The 18,502-nt window shown below is 45.5% G+C and carries 22 protein-coding genes and 2 tRNA genes; 5 read left to right on the forward strand and 19 right to left on the reverse strand.

Annotation, left to right across the window (positions count from 1 at the left end):
• From R7E38_RS04045 to mutY, 5 genes are all read right to left on the reverse strand, one after another.
• Positions 1-76 (reverse strand) — tRNA-Thr (locus tag R7E38_RS04045).
• A 66-nt stretch (positions 77-142) separates the two neighbouring features.
• Positions 143-218: transfer RNA gene (locus tag R7E38_RS04050), tRNA-Phe, on the reverse strand.
• Between the two features lie 100 nt (positions 219-318).
• Positions 319-1,458 carry a membrane-bound lytic murein transglycosylase MltC gene (gene mltC / locus R7E38_RS04055; RefSeq protein WP_226083697.1) on the reverse strand — a complete coding sequence of 380 codons (1,140 nt, stop codon included), beginning with the start codon at positions 1,456-1,458 and terminating at the stop codon, positions 319-321.
• A gap of 77 nt (positions 1,459-1,535) precedes the next feature.
• Positions 1,536-1,808, reverse strand: a complete 273-nt coding sequence (locus R7E38_RS04060) for an oxidative damage protection protein (RefSeq protein WP_005381002.1) — start codon at positions 1,806-1,808, stop codon at positions 1,536-1,538.
• A 19-nt stretch (positions 1,809-1,827) separates the two neighbouring features.
• Positions 1,828-2,904, reverse strand: a complete 1,077-nt coding sequence (gene mutY, locus R7E38_RS04065; RefSeq protein ID WP_017635575.1) for an A/G-specific adenine glycosylase — start codon at positions 2,902-2,904, stop codon at positions 1,828-1,830.
• A 203-nt stretch (positions 2,905-3,107) separates the two neighbouring features.
• Here mutY and trmB point away from each other — a divergent pair, with 203 nt between their 5' ends.
• The 3 genes from trmB (at position 3,108) to glsB (ending at position 5,892) form a co-directional block, all read left to right on the forward strand.
• On the forward strand, positions 3,108-3,827 hold the full coding sequence (gene trmB, locus R7E38_RS04070; RefSeq protein WP_005384506.1) for a tRNA (guanosine(46)-N7)-methyltransferase TrmB: 720 nt from the start codon (positions 3,108-3,110) through the stop codon (positions 3,825-3,827).
• Between the two features lie 17 nt (positions 3,828-3,844).
• Entirely contained in the window at positions 3,845-4,873 is a 1,029-nt protein-coding gene (locus R7E38_RS04075; protein WP_226083695.1) for a TRM11 family SAM-dependent methyltransferase, read from the forward strand.
• 98 nt (positions 4,874-4,971) lie between these two features.
• Positions 4,972-5,892 carry a glutaminase B gene (gene glsB, locus R7E38_RS04080; RefSeq protein ID WP_005381007.1) on the forward strand — a complete coding sequence of 307 codons (921 nt, stop codon included), beginning with the start codon at positions 4,972-4,974 and terminating at the stop codon, positions 5,890-5,892.
• A 90-nt stretch (positions 5,893-5,982) separates the two neighbouring features.
• Here glsB and hemW read toward each other — a convergent pair whose 3' ends face one another.
• The 7 genes from hemW to R7E38_RS04115 all read right to left on the reverse strand — a co-directional run bounded on the left by hemW (position 5,983) and on the right by R7E38_RS04115 (position 11,040).
• Entirely contained in the window at positions 5,983-7,161 is a 1,179-nt protein-coding gene (gene hemW, locus R7E38_RS04085) for a radical SAM family heme chaperone HemW (RefSeq protein ID WP_226083691.1), read from the reverse strand.
• An 18-nt stretch (positions 7,162-7,179) separates the two neighbouring features.
• Positions 7,180-7,782 (reverse strand): XTP/dITP diphosphatase, encoded by a 603-nt coding sequence (locus R7E38_RS04090; RefSeq protein WP_226083689.1) that lies wholly within the window; start codon positions 7,780-7,782, stop codon positions 7,180-7,182.
• Positions 7,783-7,900: 118 nt separating this feature from the next.
• Entirely contained in the window at positions 7,901-8,332 is a 432-nt protein-coding gene (locus tag R7E38_RS04095; protein WP_005381010.1) for a DUF4426 domain-containing protein, read from the reverse strand.
• Between the two features lie 128 nt (positions 8,333-8,460).
• Entirely contained in the window at positions 8,461-8,751 is a 291-nt protein-coding gene (yggU, locus tag R7E38_RS04100) for a DUF167 family protein YggU (RefSeq protein WP_226083686.1), read from the reverse strand.
• Complete coding sequence (locus tag R7E38_RS04105; RefSeq protein ID WP_005381012.1) at positions 8,751-9,308, reverse strand: YggT family protein; 558 nt, start codon at positions 9,306-9,308, stop codon at positions 8,751-8,753. The genes yggU and R7E38_RS04105 overlap by 1 nt, the downstream gene beginning before the upstream one ends.
• Before the next feature lie 52 nt (positions 9,309-9,360).
• A complete protein-coding gene (gene proC / locus R7E38_RS04110) occupies positions 9,361-10,179 on the reverse strand; it encodes a pyrroline-5-carboxylate reductase (RefSeq protein ID WP_042521294.1) in 819 nt (272 codons plus the stop codon).
• A gap of 159 nt (positions 10,180-10,338) precedes the next feature.
• Positions 10,339-11,040, reverse strand: a complete 702-nt coding sequence (locus tag R7E38_RS04115) for a YggS family pyridoxal phosphate-dependent enzyme (protein ID WP_064354309.1) — start codon at positions 11,038-11,040, stop codon at positions 10,339-10,341.
• A gap of 28 nt (positions 11,041-11,068) precedes the next feature.
• Here R7E38_RS04115 and R7E38_RS04120 point away from each other — a divergent pair, with 28 nt between their 5' ends.
• Positions 11,069-12,109 (forward strand): type IV pilus twitching motility protein PilT, encoded by a 1,041-nt coding sequence (locus R7E38_RS04120; RefSeq protein ID WP_171346188.1) that lies wholly within the window; start codon positions 11,069-11,071, stop codon positions 12,107-12,109.
• A gap of 30 nt (positions 12,110-12,139) precedes the next feature.
• Positions 12,140-13,246: a PilT/PilU family type 4a pilus ATPase gene (locus tag R7E38_RS04125; protein ID WP_149191715.1), complete on the forward strand. Its 1,107-nt coding sequence runs from the start codon at positions 12,140-12,142 to the stop codon at positions 13,244-13,246.
• 61 nt (positions 13,247-13,307) lie between these two features.
• Here the strand turns inward: R7E38_RS04125 and ruvX are convergent, their stop codons facing one another.
• The 7 genes from ruvX to R7E38_RS04160 all read right to left on the reverse strand — a co-directional run bounded on the left by ruvX (position 13,308) and on the right by R7E38_RS04160 (position 18,478).
• A complete protein-coding gene (gene ruvX / locus R7E38_RS04130; protein ID WP_053304143.1) occupies positions 13,308-13,733 on the reverse strand; it encodes a Holliday junction resolvase RuvX in 426 nt (141 codons plus the stop codon).
• A gap of 35 nt (positions 13,734-13,768) precedes the next feature.
• Positions 13,769-14,332 (reverse strand): YqgE/AlgH family protein, encoded by a 564-nt coding sequence (locus tag R7E38_RS04135; RefSeq protein WP_005381020.1) that lies wholly within the window; start codon positions 14,330-14,332, stop codon positions 13,769-13,771.
• 128 nt (positions 14,333-14,460) lie between these two features.
• The gene (gshB, locus tag R7E38_RS04140; RefSeq protein ID WP_005381021.1) at positions 14,461-15,411 is read right to left on the reverse strand and encodes a glutathione synthase; all 951 of its coding nucleotides are present in this window, start codon (positions 15,409-15,411) and stop codon (positions 14,461-14,463) included.
• 13 nt (positions 15,412-15,424) lie between these two features.
• Positions 15,425-16,156 carry a 16S rRNA (uracil(1498)-N(3))-methyltransferase gene (gene rsmE, locus R7E38_RS04145; RefSeq protein WP_005381022.1) on the reverse strand — a complete coding sequence of 244 codons (732 nt, stop codon included), beginning with the start codon at positions 16,154-16,156 and terminating at the stop codon, positions 15,425-15,427.
• A gap of 113 nt (positions 16,157-16,269) precedes the next feature.
• Complete coding sequence (gene endA / locus R7E38_RS04150; protein ID WP_054577165.1) at positions 16,270-16,965, reverse strand: deoxyribonuclease I; 696 nt, start codon at positions 16,963-16,965, stop codon at positions 16,270-16,272.
• A gap of 150 nt (positions 16,966-17,115) precedes the next feature.
• Positions 17,116-17,613, reverse strand: a complete 498-nt coding sequence (locus tag R7E38_RS04155; RefSeq protein WP_226083684.1) for a SprT family zinc-dependent metalloprotease — start codon at positions 17,611-17,613, stop codon at positions 17,116-17,118.
• A 67-nt stretch (positions 17,614-17,680) separates the two neighbouring features.
• A complete protein-coding gene (locus tag R7E38_RS04160) occupies positions 17,681-18,478 on the reverse strand; it encodes a DUF2189 domain-containing protein (RefSeq protein WP_005381026.1) in 798 nt (265 codons plus the stop codon).
• Positions 18,479-18,502 lie beyond the last annotated feature (24 nt).

Below are 18,502 nucleotides of genomic sequence, written 5' to 3' on the forward strand. Positions count from 1 at the left end.
TGGTGCCGACTACCGGAATCGAACTGGTGACCTACTGATTACAAGTCAGTTGCTCTACCTACTGAGCTAAGTCGGCACACTTTATTCTTCGTACTTTTGTCCGTGTTATAACATTTCGTTAAGACACCGACAAATCAAATTGTGGTGCCCGGAGGCGGAATCGAACCACCGACACGAGGATTTTCAATCCTCTGCTCTACCGACTGAGCTATCCGGGCAACGGAGCGCTATTAAACGGATTTTCCCGCGTTGCGTCAACCACTTTTTTTAAATAATTTCAAAAAAGTGGTTGTTCGAACGCTTTTTATTCAACTGTCACTACAAAGTTTGCTTCGAGTTAAATTCCTTTTTGAAATTTGTAACTTTTTCTAGGTAGCGACGCGCTTCTGCGTTCGGGTGTTTCTTGGTTAACGCCCAATAAACTTGGTTGGGTTGCAATGAATTAAGATCTTGCATTGCGCGTTTGCGATCACTGCGATGAAATGTGTTTAAAACTCCTCCAGTACCGCCATTGTAAGCTGAAATCATGCTGTACTCGAGAGAGGTAGGGTGGCGGACTTCTCTTAAATAACGATTTTTTAAGATATAGAAATACGCAGTACCGGTATCTATGTTGTTTTCTGGATTAAACAAATATTCAGGGCTTGGTTGGCCCGAGCGCTTTTTCACGAGTTTGAACACATCTCGTCCCGCTGTTTTAGGTACAACTTGCATTAGGCCATACGCATTTGCCCAACTTACCGCGTATGGGTTGAAACTGCTCTCGGTTTTAATAATGGCGTATATCAAGTCTTCTGGAATGTCGTATTTCTTGGAAGCTCGACGCACGATATCGGCGTATTGGTAGCTGCGAGTTGAAAAGTGGTCTTCAACCATGGGAATTTCGACGTAATACGCTTTCTTGAAATCTACATTTTTGGTTTTTATTTTATTTGCGATGAGGTATTCCGCAAATCGGTTTGCCCGCCAAGACCATTGAATTGGCTTATTGTCTTGGTCGACAACTTGTTTATACAGGAATGGTTGCCCCTCTAACGTGATACCTTTAGAGGAGAATAAGTCGACGTGCGCGGGATCGTCTGGTGTTAATAAGGTGGTGACAATCGCGTCTTTTAGGTGTTTTTGGGGATCGGTCGGTGATACGGTCTCTATCGTGATCACGCCTTTGCGAAAGTCGACCTCGGCGCGGCTAAGGTAGTTATCGATGTACTTAACGTAATTACTCTTGCCAGCGTACTTGATCTCTTTTTTACCCCAGCGCTTTTGAATATTGCCTGAAAAGCTATTGATTAAGGCATCTAGCGCCGCAGTATCTTTTTCAAATTGTCCTGGTAGCTCAGCTAAGTTATTGGCAAAACGGTTTGTTGGCTCGTAGTTGACGTCATAAATCTTTTCGACGAATTCACGGCTACAGCCTGCCATTAAAAGTGCGGCAGCAATAAAGACAATTTTTTTCATAAGTATCAGAGTTATTGAAGGTAATAGAAAAATGACACCACAAATGGTTGTGATGTCATTGTTTAACTCAAGCGACTTTATTCGCTCGGAGGTGTGTAACCTTCGATATGAACGTCTTTTCCTTCAAAGAGGAAATTTACCATTTCTGTTTCGATCAGTTTGCGGTGTTCTGGATCCATCATGTTGAGTTTCTTCTCGTTGATCAACATGGTTTGTTTGTGTTGCCACTGAGCCCACGCTTCTTTCGAGATGTTGTCGAAAATGCGTTTACCTAGTTCACCAGGGTAAAGTTGAAAGTCTAGACCTTCGCCTTCTTTCTTTAGTCGAGCACAAAATACAGTGCGGCTCATAATGACTCCTTGTATTCAATTAACGAAGTTCGTGGGGTAGCGTTTCCAGCAATAGTTTTACTGGCGCGGCTAAACCGACTTCTTCAGGTTTAGATAAGTTATACCAAAGACCTTTGTTGCCTTCCATTATCACGTCCGGTTGCTTTGATAAATCAATCAAAATTGGCGTGATATCTAGGTGGTAATGGCTGAATGTATGACGAAAGGTAATCAGTGTTTGCTTCTGTTTGATATTGCTGGCTTGAATGCCGCGTTGATCCAGTAGCAATTCAATGTCGCTTTCTGCATCCACATGTTCGGTTTGTGGGAAGCAGAATAAGCCACCCCAAATGCCTGTTTGTGGTCTTTGCTCCAACCACACCTCATGACCATTTTCGGTGTTGTGGTGAAGCATCACGAAACGAGTTTGCTTGATTGGCTTATCTTTCTTCGGTTTTTTGCCCGGGTAGTCGAGCACATTACCTTGTTGTTTTGCCACACACAGGTCAGCAACAGGGCAGAGGCTACATTTGGGTTTGCTGCGAGTGCAAACCATTGCGCCCATGTCCATCATTGCCTGGTTATACTTATCTACATCCGTTTGTGGGGTATGCGTTTCGGCAATTTCCCACAGCTGGTTTTCAACCTTTTTTTGTCCTGGCCATCCTGCAACTGCGAAACAGCGGGATAGGGTGCGCTTCACGTTACCATCAAGAATCGCGTGTGGTTGTTTATACACAGACGATAAAATGGCGGCAGCAGTAGAGCGACCAATCCCCGGTAGGGCGTTCATTTTCTCTATATCAAGAGGAAACTCACCATTGTATGTAGAGGCGACCTCTTGTGCTGCTTTGTGAAGGTTACGGGCTCGGGCGTAATACCCTAAGCCAGTCCAAAGGTGTAGGACTTCATCTTGCTCAGCATTGGCAAGATCGATCACGGTTGGAAAGCGCTCCAAGAAACGTTGGTAATACGGAATAACCGTAGTGACCTGAGTTTGCTGAAGCATAATTTCAGACAACCAGACACTGTATGCGGTCTTATTTTGTTGCCACGGAAGATCTTTTCTTCCATATGCGTCATACCATTCTAGGATGGCACTGGCGAAAGGTGTCACGACTTGCTCTGTATTCTATTATTGGTTAGGTGCAAAATTGCACCACATAATGGGCAAGAAGTACAACGGATAAACAGTAGGGATATAAAGAGGTGTTTCGTTGCTTTTGGGTTGCCATAGACCAAGAGCTCAACAAATACTTGCACCTAAGTAAATTCTTTGGATAATCCCCGCTTTGATTAATCAATGTGCAGGCAAAATCAATGAGTGAAGTAACCACTAACGAATACAACGAAGACGGAAAGCTGATCCGCAAAATCCGCAGCTTTGTACGCCGTGAAGGGCGTTTGACTAAAGGTCAAGAGAGCGCGATGAATGAATGCTGGCCTACGATGGGTATTGACTTCAAAGCTGAACTTCTCGATTGGAAAGAGGTGTTTGGCAACGATAACCCAGTAGTGCTTGAGATCGGTTTTGGTATGGGTGCTTCATTGGTTGAAATGGCAAAGAACGCGCCAGAGAAAAACTTCATCGGTATCGAAGTTCATAGCCCAGGCGTTGGTGCTTGTCTTGCCGATGCTCGCGAAGCGGGAATTACTAACCTGCGTGTAATGTGTCACGATGCGGTAGAAGTATTCGAACACATGATCCCAAATGGCAGCTTATCGACACTGCAATTGTTCTTCCCAGACCCTTGGCATAAGAAGCGTCACCACAAGCGTCGTATTGTTCAATTAGGTTTTGCGGAAATGGTGCGTGAGAAGCTTATCCCTAATGAAGGTATTTTCCACATGGCGACCGACTGGGAAAACTACGCAGAGCACATGATTGAAGTGATGAACCAAGCGCCAGGTTTCGAAAACATTGCTAAAGATGGTGATTTCGTTCCTCGTCCAGACGATCGCCCGCTAACGAAGTTTGAAGCTCGTGGTCACCGTCTTGGTCACGGTGTTTGGGATATCAAATATAAGCGTATTGCGTAACCAGAGGAGTTCATGGGATGTACCATTACGCGATATTAGCGAATCCGGGTCATAACCGAATTTACTTTGATAGCGCAATAACCATTGCCTGTTCTGAGCTAAAAGCAATTTTAGCTTCACAAGGCGTGGATGTGACAGAAATTGGTAGTAAAGACGTTGGCTTACCTGCTGCGTTGGTGTTTTCTTGTCAGGAAGCGCTAACCGATGAGCAGGCGCGAAGAATCGCAGCCTCTTCGATTTACTATGCGCTATTTGAAGTGCGCGAAGATGGTTTACTTCGACCAGTTCAATCGCCCGTATTTAACACTTTCCCGGAAAGTATGAGCCAGATTTTGCGCTACACCGGGAAAACAAACGAGCAGTTTACCCGTTTGATGGTGAATATCGGCATTAGTGCGTCCAATACGGGAAGTGAACAGCTGACCTTAATGGATCCAATGTGTGGTAAAGGTACAACCTTATTTGAAGGCTTGATCCACGGTTTGAACGTGGTAGGGGTTGAGATCAACGCCAAGTGGGTGCAAGAGATCCAGACCTTTATTGTTAAGTTCATGAAGAATGGCCGCTTTAAGCACAAAGTGAGCAAAGAAAAGCGCACTGCGGGTGGCAAGAAAGTGGCGGATGGTTTCGTGGTTGAAGCTGCAGCAAATAAAGAAGATTACAACCAAGGCAATCTTCAGTTTATGAAGCTGTATTCGGCTGATACTCGTATCGCTGATCAAGTCGTGAAAAAGAACTCAGTTGATGTGATGGTGTCTGATCTGCCTTATGGCGTGCAGCACGGCAGCAAAAATGCCAAGGACAGCAAACTGAACCGTAGTCCACTAGAGCTTTTAAAAGAGGCTCTGCCTGCATGGAAAGTGGTATTGAAAAAGCAAGGTTCAGTGGTGTTGTCTTTCAATGAATTCACATTGAAATGGAAAGATGTCGCGGCATTATTTGAAGAGCAAGGTTGGAAGGTACTTTCAGAAGAGCCTTACATCGGTTATCTTCACCGTGTTGATCAATCTATCAACCGCAATATTATTGTGGCAGTAAAACCATAATCGACTTGAGTCGAACGAACCCTATGGAAAAGCCAACGACACGTTGGCTTTTTTTACCTCTGAGCTCAACGAGTTCTCTTGTAAATAGAAGGTAGAGAATGAAACCGACAGTGGAAATTTTGACAGATATTTTGGCGGAAGTACGCCCTTTAATCGGCCAAGGTAAAGTGGCTGATTACATTCCTGCTCTGGCAAAAGTACCCAGCAACAAGTTAGGTATTGCGGTATACACCAACGAAGGTGAGGTTATTAAGGCGGGTGATGCCGATGAACCTTTCTCTATCCAATCTATTTCAAAAGCATTGAGCTTGACGTTAGCGATGTGCTTGTACAAGCAAGAAGAAATTTGGTCTCGAGTGGGAAAAGAGCCTTCGGGACAGGCATTTAATTCGCTAATCCAGCTAGAAATGGAGCAAGGTATTCCTCGTAATCCATTTATAAATGCTGGAGCGATAGTAGTGGCAGATTTGTTACAAACTCGCTTATCTGCACCTCGTCAGCGCCTGTTGGAATTTGTGCGTCAGCTTTCTGGTGATACCCATATTGTGTATGACAAAGTCGTTGCGGCATCCGAAATGATGCATGGTGATCGTAATGCGGCGATTGCATATCTCATGCGTTCGTTTGGCAACTTCGAAAATGAAGTGATTCCAGTACTACAAAACTACTTCCACGCTTGTGCGCTGAAGATGAGTTGCGTCGATTTGGCTAAAACGTTTAGCTATTTAGCAAACAAGGGCACATCGGTACAAACGGGTAAGCCTGTAGTTTCTCCTGTGCAAACCAAACAACTTAATGCACTGTTAGCAACGTGTGGCTTGTATGATGGCGCGGGCGAGTTTGCTTATCGCGTTGGTATGCCTGGTAAGTCTGGTGTTGGTGGTGGCATTATTGCGGTAGTACCTGGTGAAATGACCATTTCAGTATGGTCTCCAGAGCTTGATCCTTCAGGTAACTCGCTTGCTGGTACTAAGGCGCTTGAGCTGCTCTCAGAGCGAATTGGCCGTTCAATTTTCTAATGTTGGAAATGTGTCAACCTTATTTAGGGTGGTACTGTTTCTAAATAAAAAGCCTCTCAATTGAGAGGCTTTTTTTGTTTTGGGGTTGCGTTACTCTTCGCTTTCTTCGGCCATAAAGGCTTCGAGCAAATCATTAAGGAAGAGCTTCCCTTTTTCAGTAATTTGCCAGTGGGTAGGCGTTTCACTCAGGTAGCCCATTTCTATCGCCCTGTCGATGGTTTCTTGAATCGTACTGAGCGGTAAGCCCGTGGTGTCCACATAATCTTGCTTCGGACAGGCTTCGATTAAGCGGAATCGGTTCATAAAGAACTCGAATGGACGATCTTCATCCGCGACGACATGTTCTGTATGCAGATAAGGTTTGACCATATTTTGATAAGCCGCTAAATAGCCTCGCGGGTGTTTTACCTTTGTCGTTCGAATAATACGTCCGTCGGTAAAACTGATTTTGCCATGAGAGCCACAACCGATACCAAGGTAATCACCAAAGCGCCAGTAGTTGAGGTTGTGCTGACACTGATAGCCCGGCTTGCTGTAACCGGAGATTTCATATTGCACATAACCCGCGGCTGCAAGTTTTTGGTGTCCGAGCTCGAAAATATCCCACAAGTCATCATCGTCAGGTAGCGTTGGTGGCTTGTAGTAGAACATGGTGTTTGGTTCGATGGTCAGCTGATACCAAGACAAGTGCGGCGGTGCCAACTCAATCGCTTTGTCCAAATCTGCCAAGGCTTGTTCGATGCTTTGATCAGGTAGGCCGTGCATGAGATCGAGGTTAAAACTGTTCAAACCGATTTGGTGCGCCAGCTTAGCAGCATTGACGGCTTCGTCTTGGCCGTGAATACGCCCCAAACGCTCAAGCTTTTGTTGCTCAAAGCTTTGCACGCCGATAGAGATACGCGTTACCCCAGCTTTACGGTAGCCAACAAAACGCTCTGCTTCGATGGTGCCTGGGTTCGCTTCCATGGTTATTTCGATTTCAGGCTTGAACGGAATACGAGCTTCAATGCCCTTAAGTAGACGCTCGATGCCTTCTGCCGAAATCAAACTCGGCGTACCACCACCAATGAAGATTGAATGCAGTGGGCGTGGCGCTTCGTTAAGGCGGTATTTCTCAATGTCGGTATCCAAATCTTCTAAAAGGGCACTGATGTACTCTTCTTCTGGAATCTCGGTTTTGAGCGCGTGAGAGTTAAAGTCGCAATACGGGCACTTTTGCACACACCACGGGATGTGTACATACAAGCTGAGTGCTGGGGGCGTTAACATGGTCTAATTCGCTCGTGATTACTGAGACACTTGCTCAGACAGTTGAGCAAACAACGACTTGAGCGCTTTACCGCGGTGAGACAGTTGTTTTTTACGTGCAGGTTCAAGTTCGGCTGACGCACAGTTGTCTTCAGGAACAAAGAAGATTGGGTCGTAGCCAAAACCATTTCCACCGTGAGCTTCAGTTAGAATGCGACCTTCCCATTTACCGTGGCAGACGATAGGCGTTGGGTCGTTCTCGTGACGCATGAGGACTAATACACAGTGGAAACGTGCTGTACGCTCTGCTTCTGGTACGCCTTCCATTGCCGCTAGCAATTTTTCTAGATTCTCTTGATCAGATGCGCTCTCGCCTGCGTAACGTGCAGAGTAAATGCCCGGAGCGCCTTTTAAGAAATCGACTTCTAATCCAGAGTCGTCTGCAATGGCAGGAAGCCCTGTTTCTTGTGCGGCATGGCGAGCTTTAATGATTGCGTTTTCAATGAAAGTTGTACCCGTTTCAGCTACTTCCGATACATTGAATTCACTTTGCGCTAATACTTCAAAGCCGAAGTCAGACAATAAATCTGCCATTTCACGAACTTTGCCTTGGTTACCAGTTGCTAGCACAATTTTTTTCATGGGAATCTCTTTTAATAGTGATAGAGGAGAACAAATCGTTCTCCTCTAGATATTCTTTAACTAATAAGTGGTTTTTAGCCTGCTTAGATCCAAAAGCTTTTGGAACATCACAACCCAATTACTCTTCAACATAAAACTTCTGGGTGAATTTAAGCTTACCTGAGCCTTTGTTTCCAGCTTTTACGTCAATATCGAAAGTAAAAGTTTCTTCGTGGGTAATTGGTAGTTCGGCTAAATAGTATATCGCATTGCCTTCTTTGACTTCACGAAAGGTCAAGGTCTGAGTTTGGCCGATAAGGTTCTTCGCGCGTCCAGCAATTTTTGCTTCTAATGCTGGTTTACCCAATGAAGCTCTATCTAACACGCTAATATTAACCACAGCGAGGTATCCATTACGTTTGATATCGTAGCTACGTGCGACTTTGGGTGTTAGGAATGTTGAGTTAAACGCGACATAGTGTACTTCGATATCTTTCATATTTTTAAACTGATCGGCGAAGCTTGGTAACGACAACAGGCTAATCAGTAATGCGGTAATCCATTTGCTCATTGTTACTTCCTCAAAGCACTTGTTATAAAACAACCATAGCTGCAATTTTACCTTGGTCAGGGGGTAAAAAATGCGTACTCAGTCGTTGGTATTAGTAAGTGTGGTACAAAATCGTAAATAAAAAGCCATCATATGATGGCTTTAATTTCTGTCGGTATCTGGGTAGGCGATTCTATCCGAATTTGTTTGTGCCGTCCTAATTCACCTTTTTCTATGTGAACCAAACCCTTAGCGATTTTAAACTGCTTGGCTAAGAACTTAGTTAGGTGTGCATTAGCTTTGCCATCGACAGGTGGAGCAGTAATGGCGATTTTTAGCTCTTCACCATGCAAGCCAACGATTTTATCGCGGCTAGCTTTAGGTTGAATATAGAGCTTCAGGATGATGTCCTCACCATCTTGCCAAATTGCAGCTGACATTATAGCTGGAACCAAATTGGACCAATGATATCGCCCATTAAGAAGTTCGCGAACTGCAAGCCGATAAATAACACCAGTACGCTTAAATCAAGACCACCAATAGCCGGAAGAATACGACGGATTGGAGCGCACATTGGCTCGGTCAGTTGATGGAATACGTACTCGATAGGGCTGCGGCCTTGGCTTACCCAGCTCAAAATTGCACGGATCAATAGTACCCAGAACAATAGGCCACCTGCGGCTTTGATTAATGATAATAAGCCCAAGAATAAGAAGTCAGCGCTGAAAGAGACGGAACCGTTCGAAGCTATTAGGATAAGCACGACAAATTTAAGCACACACAACACGTAGGCAAACAACACGGTTGCTAGGTCAATATTCCCCACGGAAGGGATAACGCGGCGCAATGGACCAATGACCGGCTGAGTCGCTTTTACTATGAATTGCGAGAATGGGTTGTAGAAGTCTGCGCGCGCAGCTTGCAACCAAATTCGCAAAATTACGACCATGATGTACAGGTCAAATAGGGTTGAGATGAGAAAACTCATTGAATTCATAAGGTACCCTTAACAAGTGATGGATGATACTAAACGGAGTTCATCCAAATAATTAAAACAGTTTTTCCATTTCTTCCGCGCGAGCCACAGCAGCTTGCATGGCTTTAGCGACAATATCTGAAAGTTGATGTTCGTTGAATGTACGCAGTGCTTCTGCCGTTGTCCCACCTTTCGAAGTTACGTTCTCACGCAGGGTCGATAGCTCAGTTTCTGGGTTGCTAACCACCATACTGGCCGCGCCCAGTGCAGCTTGCTGAACCAATAGTCGAGCGGTCTCTTTATCAAAGCCTTGCTCAATCGCTTCTGCTTGCATCGCTTCCATAAACAGGAAGAAGTATGCTGGAGCACTGCCCGCTGCGGCAATCACATTATTGATGCCAGACTCTTGCTCAACCCAGCATACTTTACCGACCGATTCCATTAACTCTGCGGCAAAAGCTTTGTCGTGCTCGGTTACATGAGTTGGTGCGAATAAACCACTCATACCCAACCCAAGTTGTGATGGCGTATTTGGCATAACACGAACCAAGTTCAATTTGGTGGCTAGCATATCATCCAATCGTGAACAGTTGATGCCTGCGGCAATAGAAATCACCAGTTTATTAGTGAAATCGATCGATTGCAGTGGTTTACAGACATCCGCCATCATTTGCGGTTTTACAGACAATACCACCACATCCGCCTCGGTCGCAGCTTGGATGTTATCGCTGGTGGTTCGGATGCCAAAATCTTGTTCTAGCAGAAGGCGGCGAGCCTCTGAAGGAGCCGTCGCGGTAATGTTTTGCGCTGGGTATCCGTTAGCAACCAAGCCGGAAACAATGGCTCTCACCATGTTGCCAGCACCAATGAAGGCGATTTTTTTATGTTCCATTTGTCTGATTTCCATCATGATATTTAGAATTTGTTGTGCGCTCAGGTGTATAATGGCGCCGCTGTTACTTACTGCTCCTATTGGCGAGTAAGATGATTGCGCATTTACGCTCTAACGATTGGCGACATAACTTATGTCGCGAGTGAGCGTTTTGTTGATTTAGCTGTAGTCTCGTGCGCCGAAAATAGCGGTTCCAATACGAACCATTGTACTACCAGCTTCGATTGCAGCGGTCATATCACCACTCATTCCCATTGATAATGTATCGATTTCTGGGAACTGTGCTTCGAGTGTTTGCTTCAACGTAGCCAACTTCTGAAATTCATGGAGTTGTGATTCGTAGTCAGACACGTTGGCAGGAATCGACATCAACCCTCTTAAAGTGAGGTTGGGTAGGCGAGAAATCAACTCCGCCAGCTCGAATACTTCCGCTTCAGTGACACCAGACTTAGATGCCTCACCACTGGTGTTAACCTGAATCAGAACTTGTAGCGGTTTAAGTTCGCTTGGACGCTGATCATTCAGGCGTTGAGCAATCTTGGTTCGATCGATGGTGTGAACCCAATCGAAATGTTCGGCAACAAGTCGCGATTTATTCGACTGAATCGGGCCAATGAAGTGCCATTCGATTCGATTATCTGGATAATGCTCGGCAAAGTGCTGAACTTTACTGACGCCCTCTTGGACGTAGTTTTCACCAAAGGCGGTTTGTCCCGCTCGGTAGGCTTCGAGAATTGCCTCGACAGGTTTAGTTTTGCTTACCGCTAGAAGTTGCACTGACTCTGGAGTTCGACCACATTTTTGCTCGTCATATCGAATTTGAGAGGTGATATGTTCAATATTTTGTTGAATACTACTCATAGCTGTACTTTAGACTTAAGGATTTTAAATGGATATCACTGAGTTACTGGATTTTAGTGTAAAACATAATGCCTCGGATCTACATCTTTCTGCAGGTGTCCCACCAATGGTTCGTATTGATGGGGATGTGAGAAAACTAGGCATTCCAGCGTTTACACACCAAGAAGTACATCGTTTGGTTTTCGAAATCATGAACGATGCCCAACGCAGTGAGTTCGAAGAAAAACTCGAAGTCGATTTCTCTTTTGAGTTGCATAACGTTGGCCGTTTCCGTGTCAACGCTTTCAACCAATCTCGCGGTTGTGCGGCAGTATTCCGTACCATTCCAAGTAGCATTCCAACTCTGGAAGAGCTAGAAGCGCCAGAGATCTTCAAAAAAATTGCGAACGCTGAAAAAGGCTTAGTTCTGGTCACTGGCCCAACAGGTTCAGGTAAATCGACGACCTTAGCAGCCATTGTTGACTACATTAACCGTAATCACAACAAGCACGTACTCACAATTGAAGATCCGATTGAATTTGTTCACAGCAACAATAAATGTTTGATCAACCAGCGTGAAGTTCACCGTGACACCCATAGTTTCCAAAATGCTTTGCGTAGTGCATTGCGCGAAGACCCAGACGTTATTCTGGTTGGTGAGATGCGTGACAAAGAAACCATCAGCCTTGCCTTAACGGCGGCAGAAACGGGTCACTTAGTTTTCGGGACGTTGCACACCAGCTCGGCGGCAAAAACCATTGACCGTATTATCGATGTGTTTCCTGGTAGTGATAAAGATATGGTTCGCTCGATGCTATCTGAGTCCCTTCGTTCGGTTATCGCGCAAAAGCTTCTGAAGCGTAACGGTGGTGGCCGTATTGCATGCCATGAAATTATGATGGCAACGCCTGCGATTCGTAACTTGATCCGCGAAGACAAAGTCGCGCAGATGTATTCGATTATTCAAACAGGTGCGGCTCACGGCATGCAAACCATGGAGCAAAATGCTCGTCAGTTAATGGCGCAAGGCATGGTTGCTCGTGAAGAGGTCGATAGTAAGATCGGATTAGAAGTGCAGCAATTCTCGTAACGTTCATACAGATAATGGTGAATACGGAAGATGGATCTAGATAAATTTCTCGAAGGCATGCTGGCGCTGAAAGCGTCGGATCTTTACATCACGGTTGGAGCGCCAATTCTATTTCGTGTGGATGGCGAATTGCGTCCGCAAGGGGAAAAACTCACCGAGAGTGATGTGGCTGCATTACTCGATAGCGCTATGGAACCAGATCGGCGTCAGGACTTTCGTAAAAGTCGCGAGTCGAATTTTGCCATTGTGAGAGATTGTGGTCGCTTCCGTGTGAGTGCCTTTTTTCAACGCGAGTTACCAGGCGCAGTGATTCGTCGTATTGAAACCAATATTCCTACTTTTGAGCAGTTAAAGTTACCGTTAGTGTTGCAAGATTTGGCGATAGCTAAGCGTGGTTTGGTGCTGGTGGTCGGTGCTACTGGATCGGGTAAATCGACCACCATGGCGGCGATGACAGGCTATCGAAACAGCAATAAAACCGGGCACATTTTGACGGTCGAAGATCCGATCGAATTCGTGCATGAACACAAGCGCTGTATCGTGACTCAACGCGAAGTTGGGTTAGATACGGAAAGCTATGAAGTTGCGCTTAAAAACTCGCTGCGCCAAGCACCAGATATGATTTTGATTGGTGAGATCCGTAGCCGTGAAACAATGGAATACGCGATGACCTTCGCCGAAACGGGTCACCTGTGTATGGCAACGTTGCACGCCAATAATGCCAACCAAGCTTTAGAGCGCATTCTTCACTTGGTACCGAAAGATCAAAAAGAACAATTCTTGTTCGATTTGTCGATGAACCTAAAAGGCGTGGTTGGTCAGCAGTTGATCCGAGATAAAAATGGGCAGGGACGTCATGGTGTATTTGAGATCTTGCTAAATAGCCCACGTGTGTCGGATTTGATTCGTCGCGGAGATTTACATGAGTTGAAGTCAACCATGGCTCGCTCAAATGAGTTTGGTATGCTGACGTTCGATCAATCTCTCTATAAGTTAGTGATGCAAGGTAAGATCAGCGAAGAGGATGCACTACATAGTGCCGACTCGGCAAATGATCTGCGCTTGATGTTGAAAACGCAGCGTGGTGAAGCATTCTCTACGGGCAGTTTGGCGAACGTTAAGATCGATATGGATTAATCCAATCCAGAAACAAAAAAGGTTGGCAGGAGCCAACCTTTTTTCATTGTGCTTGAAGTGTTTACTCATCCCAAAGGGCTTCAAACCAGCTTTCTAGAATCACCACTGCTGACTGGCAGTCAACATTACCTTTCGATAGGGCTTTATAGCCGCCCATGCTGAACAACTCCGCACGAGCTTCTGCAGTAGATAAACGCTCATCATGCAGTTCAACAGGCAATCCGTATCGGCCTTGCAGACGCTTAGCAAATTTTCGTGCACGAGGGGTTATGGTCTCAAGGTCTTTACCATGCAGATCGGTCGGTAAACCGACCACTAGCAAATCTGGTTGCCACTCTTTGATTTGCTTTTCTATATCGTCCCAGTTTGGAATACCGTCATTGGCTTTAAAGGCTTTTAATGGGGAAGCTGTACCAGTAATTTCTTGGCCAATAGCGCTACCAATGCTTTTGGTTCCAAAGTCAAAAGCCATAATTGTGCGTGACATAAGGTGTCTCTATCTAATGTAACTGTATATTTGGACTAAGCATGTCCAGAGTCTGCTGAAAGGTGACTTGGGTCGATGCCCAGCTTTTCGACCGCTTTCTTCCAACGCTCGTTGATTGGTGTATTAAAGATAATTTCAGGCGTCGCTTCAATGGTGAGCCAAGAGTTTTCGACCAGCTCACTTTCTAATTGGCCTGCACTCCAACCGGAGTAGCCAAGTGCCACTAGGTAATCACTTGGTTCTGCTTCTGTTCCTAACACCGAAAGAATATCTCGCGAAGTGGTTACCGCGAGGTCGTCGGTCATTTGGACGCTGGACTCGTAGTAATCTTTGGGTTTATGCAAAATAAAACCACGATCTTCCGAGATTGGGCCGCCATTGTAGACTGGTCTATCTAGACTGGCTTCAAATAGGCGCGGGTGTACTGGCTGAACTTCCACCTGCTTGAGCATGTTGCCGACGGTGATATCAACAGGAGCATTGATCATCAGCCCCATAGCGCCGTCTTCGTTGTGCTCACAAACGTAGATCACGCTGTTTTGAAAGTACGGATCTTTCATCCCAGGCATGGCAACCAAAAAGTGATTTGTGAGATTCATACTCATACTGACCCTTAACTCTCGTAAATGCCCTTAAGCAAACATCATACAGTTTATCATCTAGGTATGTGCATGAGTTTGCTTAAGTTAATGTACTACGCTCTCTATTAACTGTAATACAGTTTGAGTTATTCGCCTTTTACTCGACGCTCAATCGCATCCATCAGCTTGCCTGTGATTGAGATATCAAAAGCTGCTTCAATTTCGCGAATACAGGTTGGGCTGGTGACGTTGATTTCTGTTAGCTTGTCGCCAATTACGTCAAGGCCAACAAAGATAAGGCCTTTTTCTTTCAGTGTCGGGGCAACGGTTTGCGCAATTTTGAGGTCGGTTTCGCTTAGCGGACGAGCTTCACCAGTACCACCAGCGGCTAGGTTGCCGCGCGTTTCGCCTTTAGCAGGAATGCGTGCTAGACAGTAAGGCATAGGTTCGCCATCTACCACTAGGATACGTTTGTCACCGTTGCTGATGTCTGGCACGAAGGTTTGTGCCATTGCGTAGTTTTGACCGTGGTTAGTCAATGTCTCGATGATTACAGAGACGTTTGGATCGTTTTCTTTTACACGGAAGATGGACGCGCCACCCATACCATCAAGCGGTTTCAGGATGACATCACCATGTTTTTCACGAAATTCTTTAATTTTCTCTGCTTTTCGCGTCACGATCGTTGTAGGTGTCAGCTCTGGGAACCATGCTGTAAACAGCTTTTCGTTACAATCACGTAAGCTTTGAGGCTTGTTAACGATCAGTGCACCTTGTTCTTCTGCACGCTCAAGGATGTAAGTCGCGTAGATGTATTCAGTATCAAACGGAGGATCTTTACGCATTAGCACCGCGTCTAGCTCAGACAGTTCGATAGTTTGCTCTGATTTGAACTCGTACCAACCGTTTGGATCTTCTTTTAGTTCTACCACTTTAGTATCTGCAATGGCAACGCCTTGATCGAGATGCAGATCATTCATTTCCATGTAGTGGATTTCATAGCCGCGTCGTTGCGCTTCAAGCATCATGGCAAAGCTAGAGTCTTTTTTGATGTTAATGGACGAGATTGGGTCCATTACGATACCGAGTTTGATCATTATTTTTCTCCGTTTAACCAAGATCGCCGAAACGAACTTGTAAGGCTGTAATTGCTGTCAGAGCCGCTGTTTCGGTACGCAGAACGCGAGGGCCGAGTAGCGTTTCTTCAAATTGGTATTCTCGAGTCATCTCGATTTCTTCAGACGATAAACCGCCTTCAGGACCGATCAGTAGGCGCACTTTTTCAACCGGGGTTGGCAAAGTGTTGATTGAGTATTTAGCACGAGGGTGAAGGTTAAGCTTTAAACCATCGTACTCTTCTTTACACCACTCTTCCAAGCTCATAATTGGACGAATTTCGGGCACGACATTACGCCCACATTGCTCACAGGCACTGATGGCGATTTTCTGCCATTGCGCGAGTTTTTTCTCAAAACGCTTTTGGTCAAGCTTGACGCCACAACGTTCAGAAATCAGAGGAGTGATGGTATTGACGCCAAGTTCAACAGACTTTTGGATGGTGAACTCCATCTTATCGCCACGTGAAATGACTTGACCAAGGTGCAGATCTAGAGGGGATTCAATATTGTTTTCTAAGCGCTCGGTGATGTTAACCAAAACTGATTTCTTGCTGACGTCACTGATAACCGCTGGGAACTCTGCGCCACTGCCGTCAAAAAGGAGAACGTCTTGGCCTTCTTTCATGCGCAAAACACGACCGATATGGCCTGCTGCGTCGTCACTTAAAGCAAGTGAGCCAAGTTGATGAATGGTTTCTGGATGATAAATTCGAGGGGTACGCATGAGATTTCCAGCAAGAGAATAAACTTAAACCCTAACATGGATGCTTTGCACCGAAAAAACAAGGGGCAAGAAGCGTTTCAATATCAGTAATTGAAACGCTTCGAGGTCGGAGGTTACAGTGCGCGGCAGGCTTCTTGAACAAATGGGTTGTGATTGCCCTGTACTTTTGCAATGCGCTCGTCACGCTCACATTCCCATTTATCGACAGGATAGGTTTTGTTCCAAGCACTCATTAATTGCGTTTGCTGCTTCGACAGTTTGAAACCGTACTCTTTGCTCATGTATAGATAGGTGCGAGCAATTGAGCCACGCGCACGGTCTGGTGGCATGACTTTACGCTGCTTAAAGTTCACTTGCATCTCACAGCGACCATAACTTACGCCATCCATACCGTTCCATTGGCTGAAGTTGTAGTTCGAACGGTCACCGTTTACTTCACCAATAGCAGGAGTTAGGTTGTGCAAGTCTGCTTCCATCAAACGAAAAGTTTCGTCTTTTTTCTTACAGTTTTTACGTCCGCCATCTTGCCAGCATTGACGCTGGTGGCCAAATTGCCACGCAGGAACAACGTGCTCCCATTCGATTCGTGCAGCCCGTTTTTCTTGTTTACGGACTTGGTAGCCGCAAGAGGCTAAATCGGGTAAGCCTTTCTTGCCTTGCCATTGAATGTTACAGCCACAGTAGAAGCTTGTTGGATGGTCTTGATAAATTTTGACCGCCTCACGTTTGGCTGCAGAGAATGAGCTCGGTGGCGCGGCAATCGCAGTGCTAGAAAGCGCGATAAGCAACAGAGAGAATAAGTATTTCATGATAAAAGTCTTTATAAAGTATGGCTTTATTCATGATAACACGCATAAAATAGCTTTAGTGATGAGTAAGTTAACAATAAGTGGCGAAGGGAAGGTTTTGATCAACTCGATCTTTGTTTTGGGAACGCAAGTAACACTATGAGGTAAGGGCTACGATAATTGAATGCCGGTGAAGTTAAGTGGTTGGCGGCATTTTTGACAAGAGTACGTCGCCTCTTTGCGCAGCACTTTATTATGACGGCGAATCGATAGAGGGTAGGTCATACAACCACAACGATACTCAAAGGTTTTACCTTGAACGGATTTTACTTCAAAGCTGTGAGTGGTTTTGGCTGGTACGTTAAATACGGCTTCCATGACGCCTTTCCATTCTTTACCGTGAGGCCTAACTCGCCCGTAAACCTGATAAGTAATCAGGTGTGCTATTTCATGAGGAATGACTTCATCTAAGAATGCTTGGGTGTTTTCGCGAAATAAAACAGGGTTTAGGCGTACTTGATTTAATTGAAGGTAGGCTTTTCCTGCCGCTTTCCCACGGACGTCGAAGGTGATTGTTGGAATCGGGAAAGAACGTTTGAAAGCTTGTTCCGCCATCGCGATACATCCCGCCATCACTTGCTTGGCTTTATAGCTGAGTTCTATATCCACAATTCACCTCGATAAATCAAATAAAAAAGCCCCCGCATTGCGAGGGCCAGATCATAGCATCAGTTAATTATGGTGTGTGTTTTTTCTTGATGGTGGCATGGTAAGCGTGCCATGTACCGTAGCCTAGAATTGGCATGGTAAACAACATTCCGATCCCGTAGGTCGCAAAGCCGATAAGAATACCGCCACAGATGATCGCTGCCCAAACAATCATTGCTGGAATGTTGGATTTCACGGCATTAAAGCTGGTAAACACAGCGGTCATCATGTCTACGCGACGCTCCATCATGAGCGGAATAGAAAAGGCTGAAATGCTAAACACCACACAAGCCAAAACAAAGCCAACTAAAGAGCCGATGACAAGGAAGGGTAGGAACTCACTTAAAGGTGCCCCTTGAACAGAAGGGTAGAGTGCATGAAGTAGAGCGGCAATGCGCATCCAAAATATCATACACACTGCGAGTAACACGGCGAACGCCCATTGAGATGTTGAGTTACGACCGATCGCTTTCATTGAATGGAACAAGCTTGCTTTGTGTCCGCGCTCTCTCTCCCAACTGGCATCATACAAGCCGAGCGCGAGAAACGGACCGATTAACATGTAAACAATCAAACTGGGCATGACGACCAAGTGTGTGCCTTGCCACTGTACGAGCAAAACAATGCCTATTGCAGCTGCCATAAAACAGATGCCATAGAAAGCACTAATAAGCGGCATTCGCACGAAATCATGCAGACCTAATGCGAGCCAATGAAAAGGTGCAGAAAGATTAACCGTATTGCACGGTATGGTTCTGGCGTATTCGTTGTCTGGCACTTCCTTTCGCTTGTTGTGGAAGTCCGATGGATTAACAGTTCGAGGCATAACTCCTCCTTGATTTATTCCCAC

Source organism: Vibrio sp. Vb2131 (genome assembly GCF_033338535.1).
GTDB lineage: Bacteria > Pseudomonadota > Gammaproteobacteria > Enterobacterales > Vibrionaceae > Vibrio > Vibrio alginolyticus.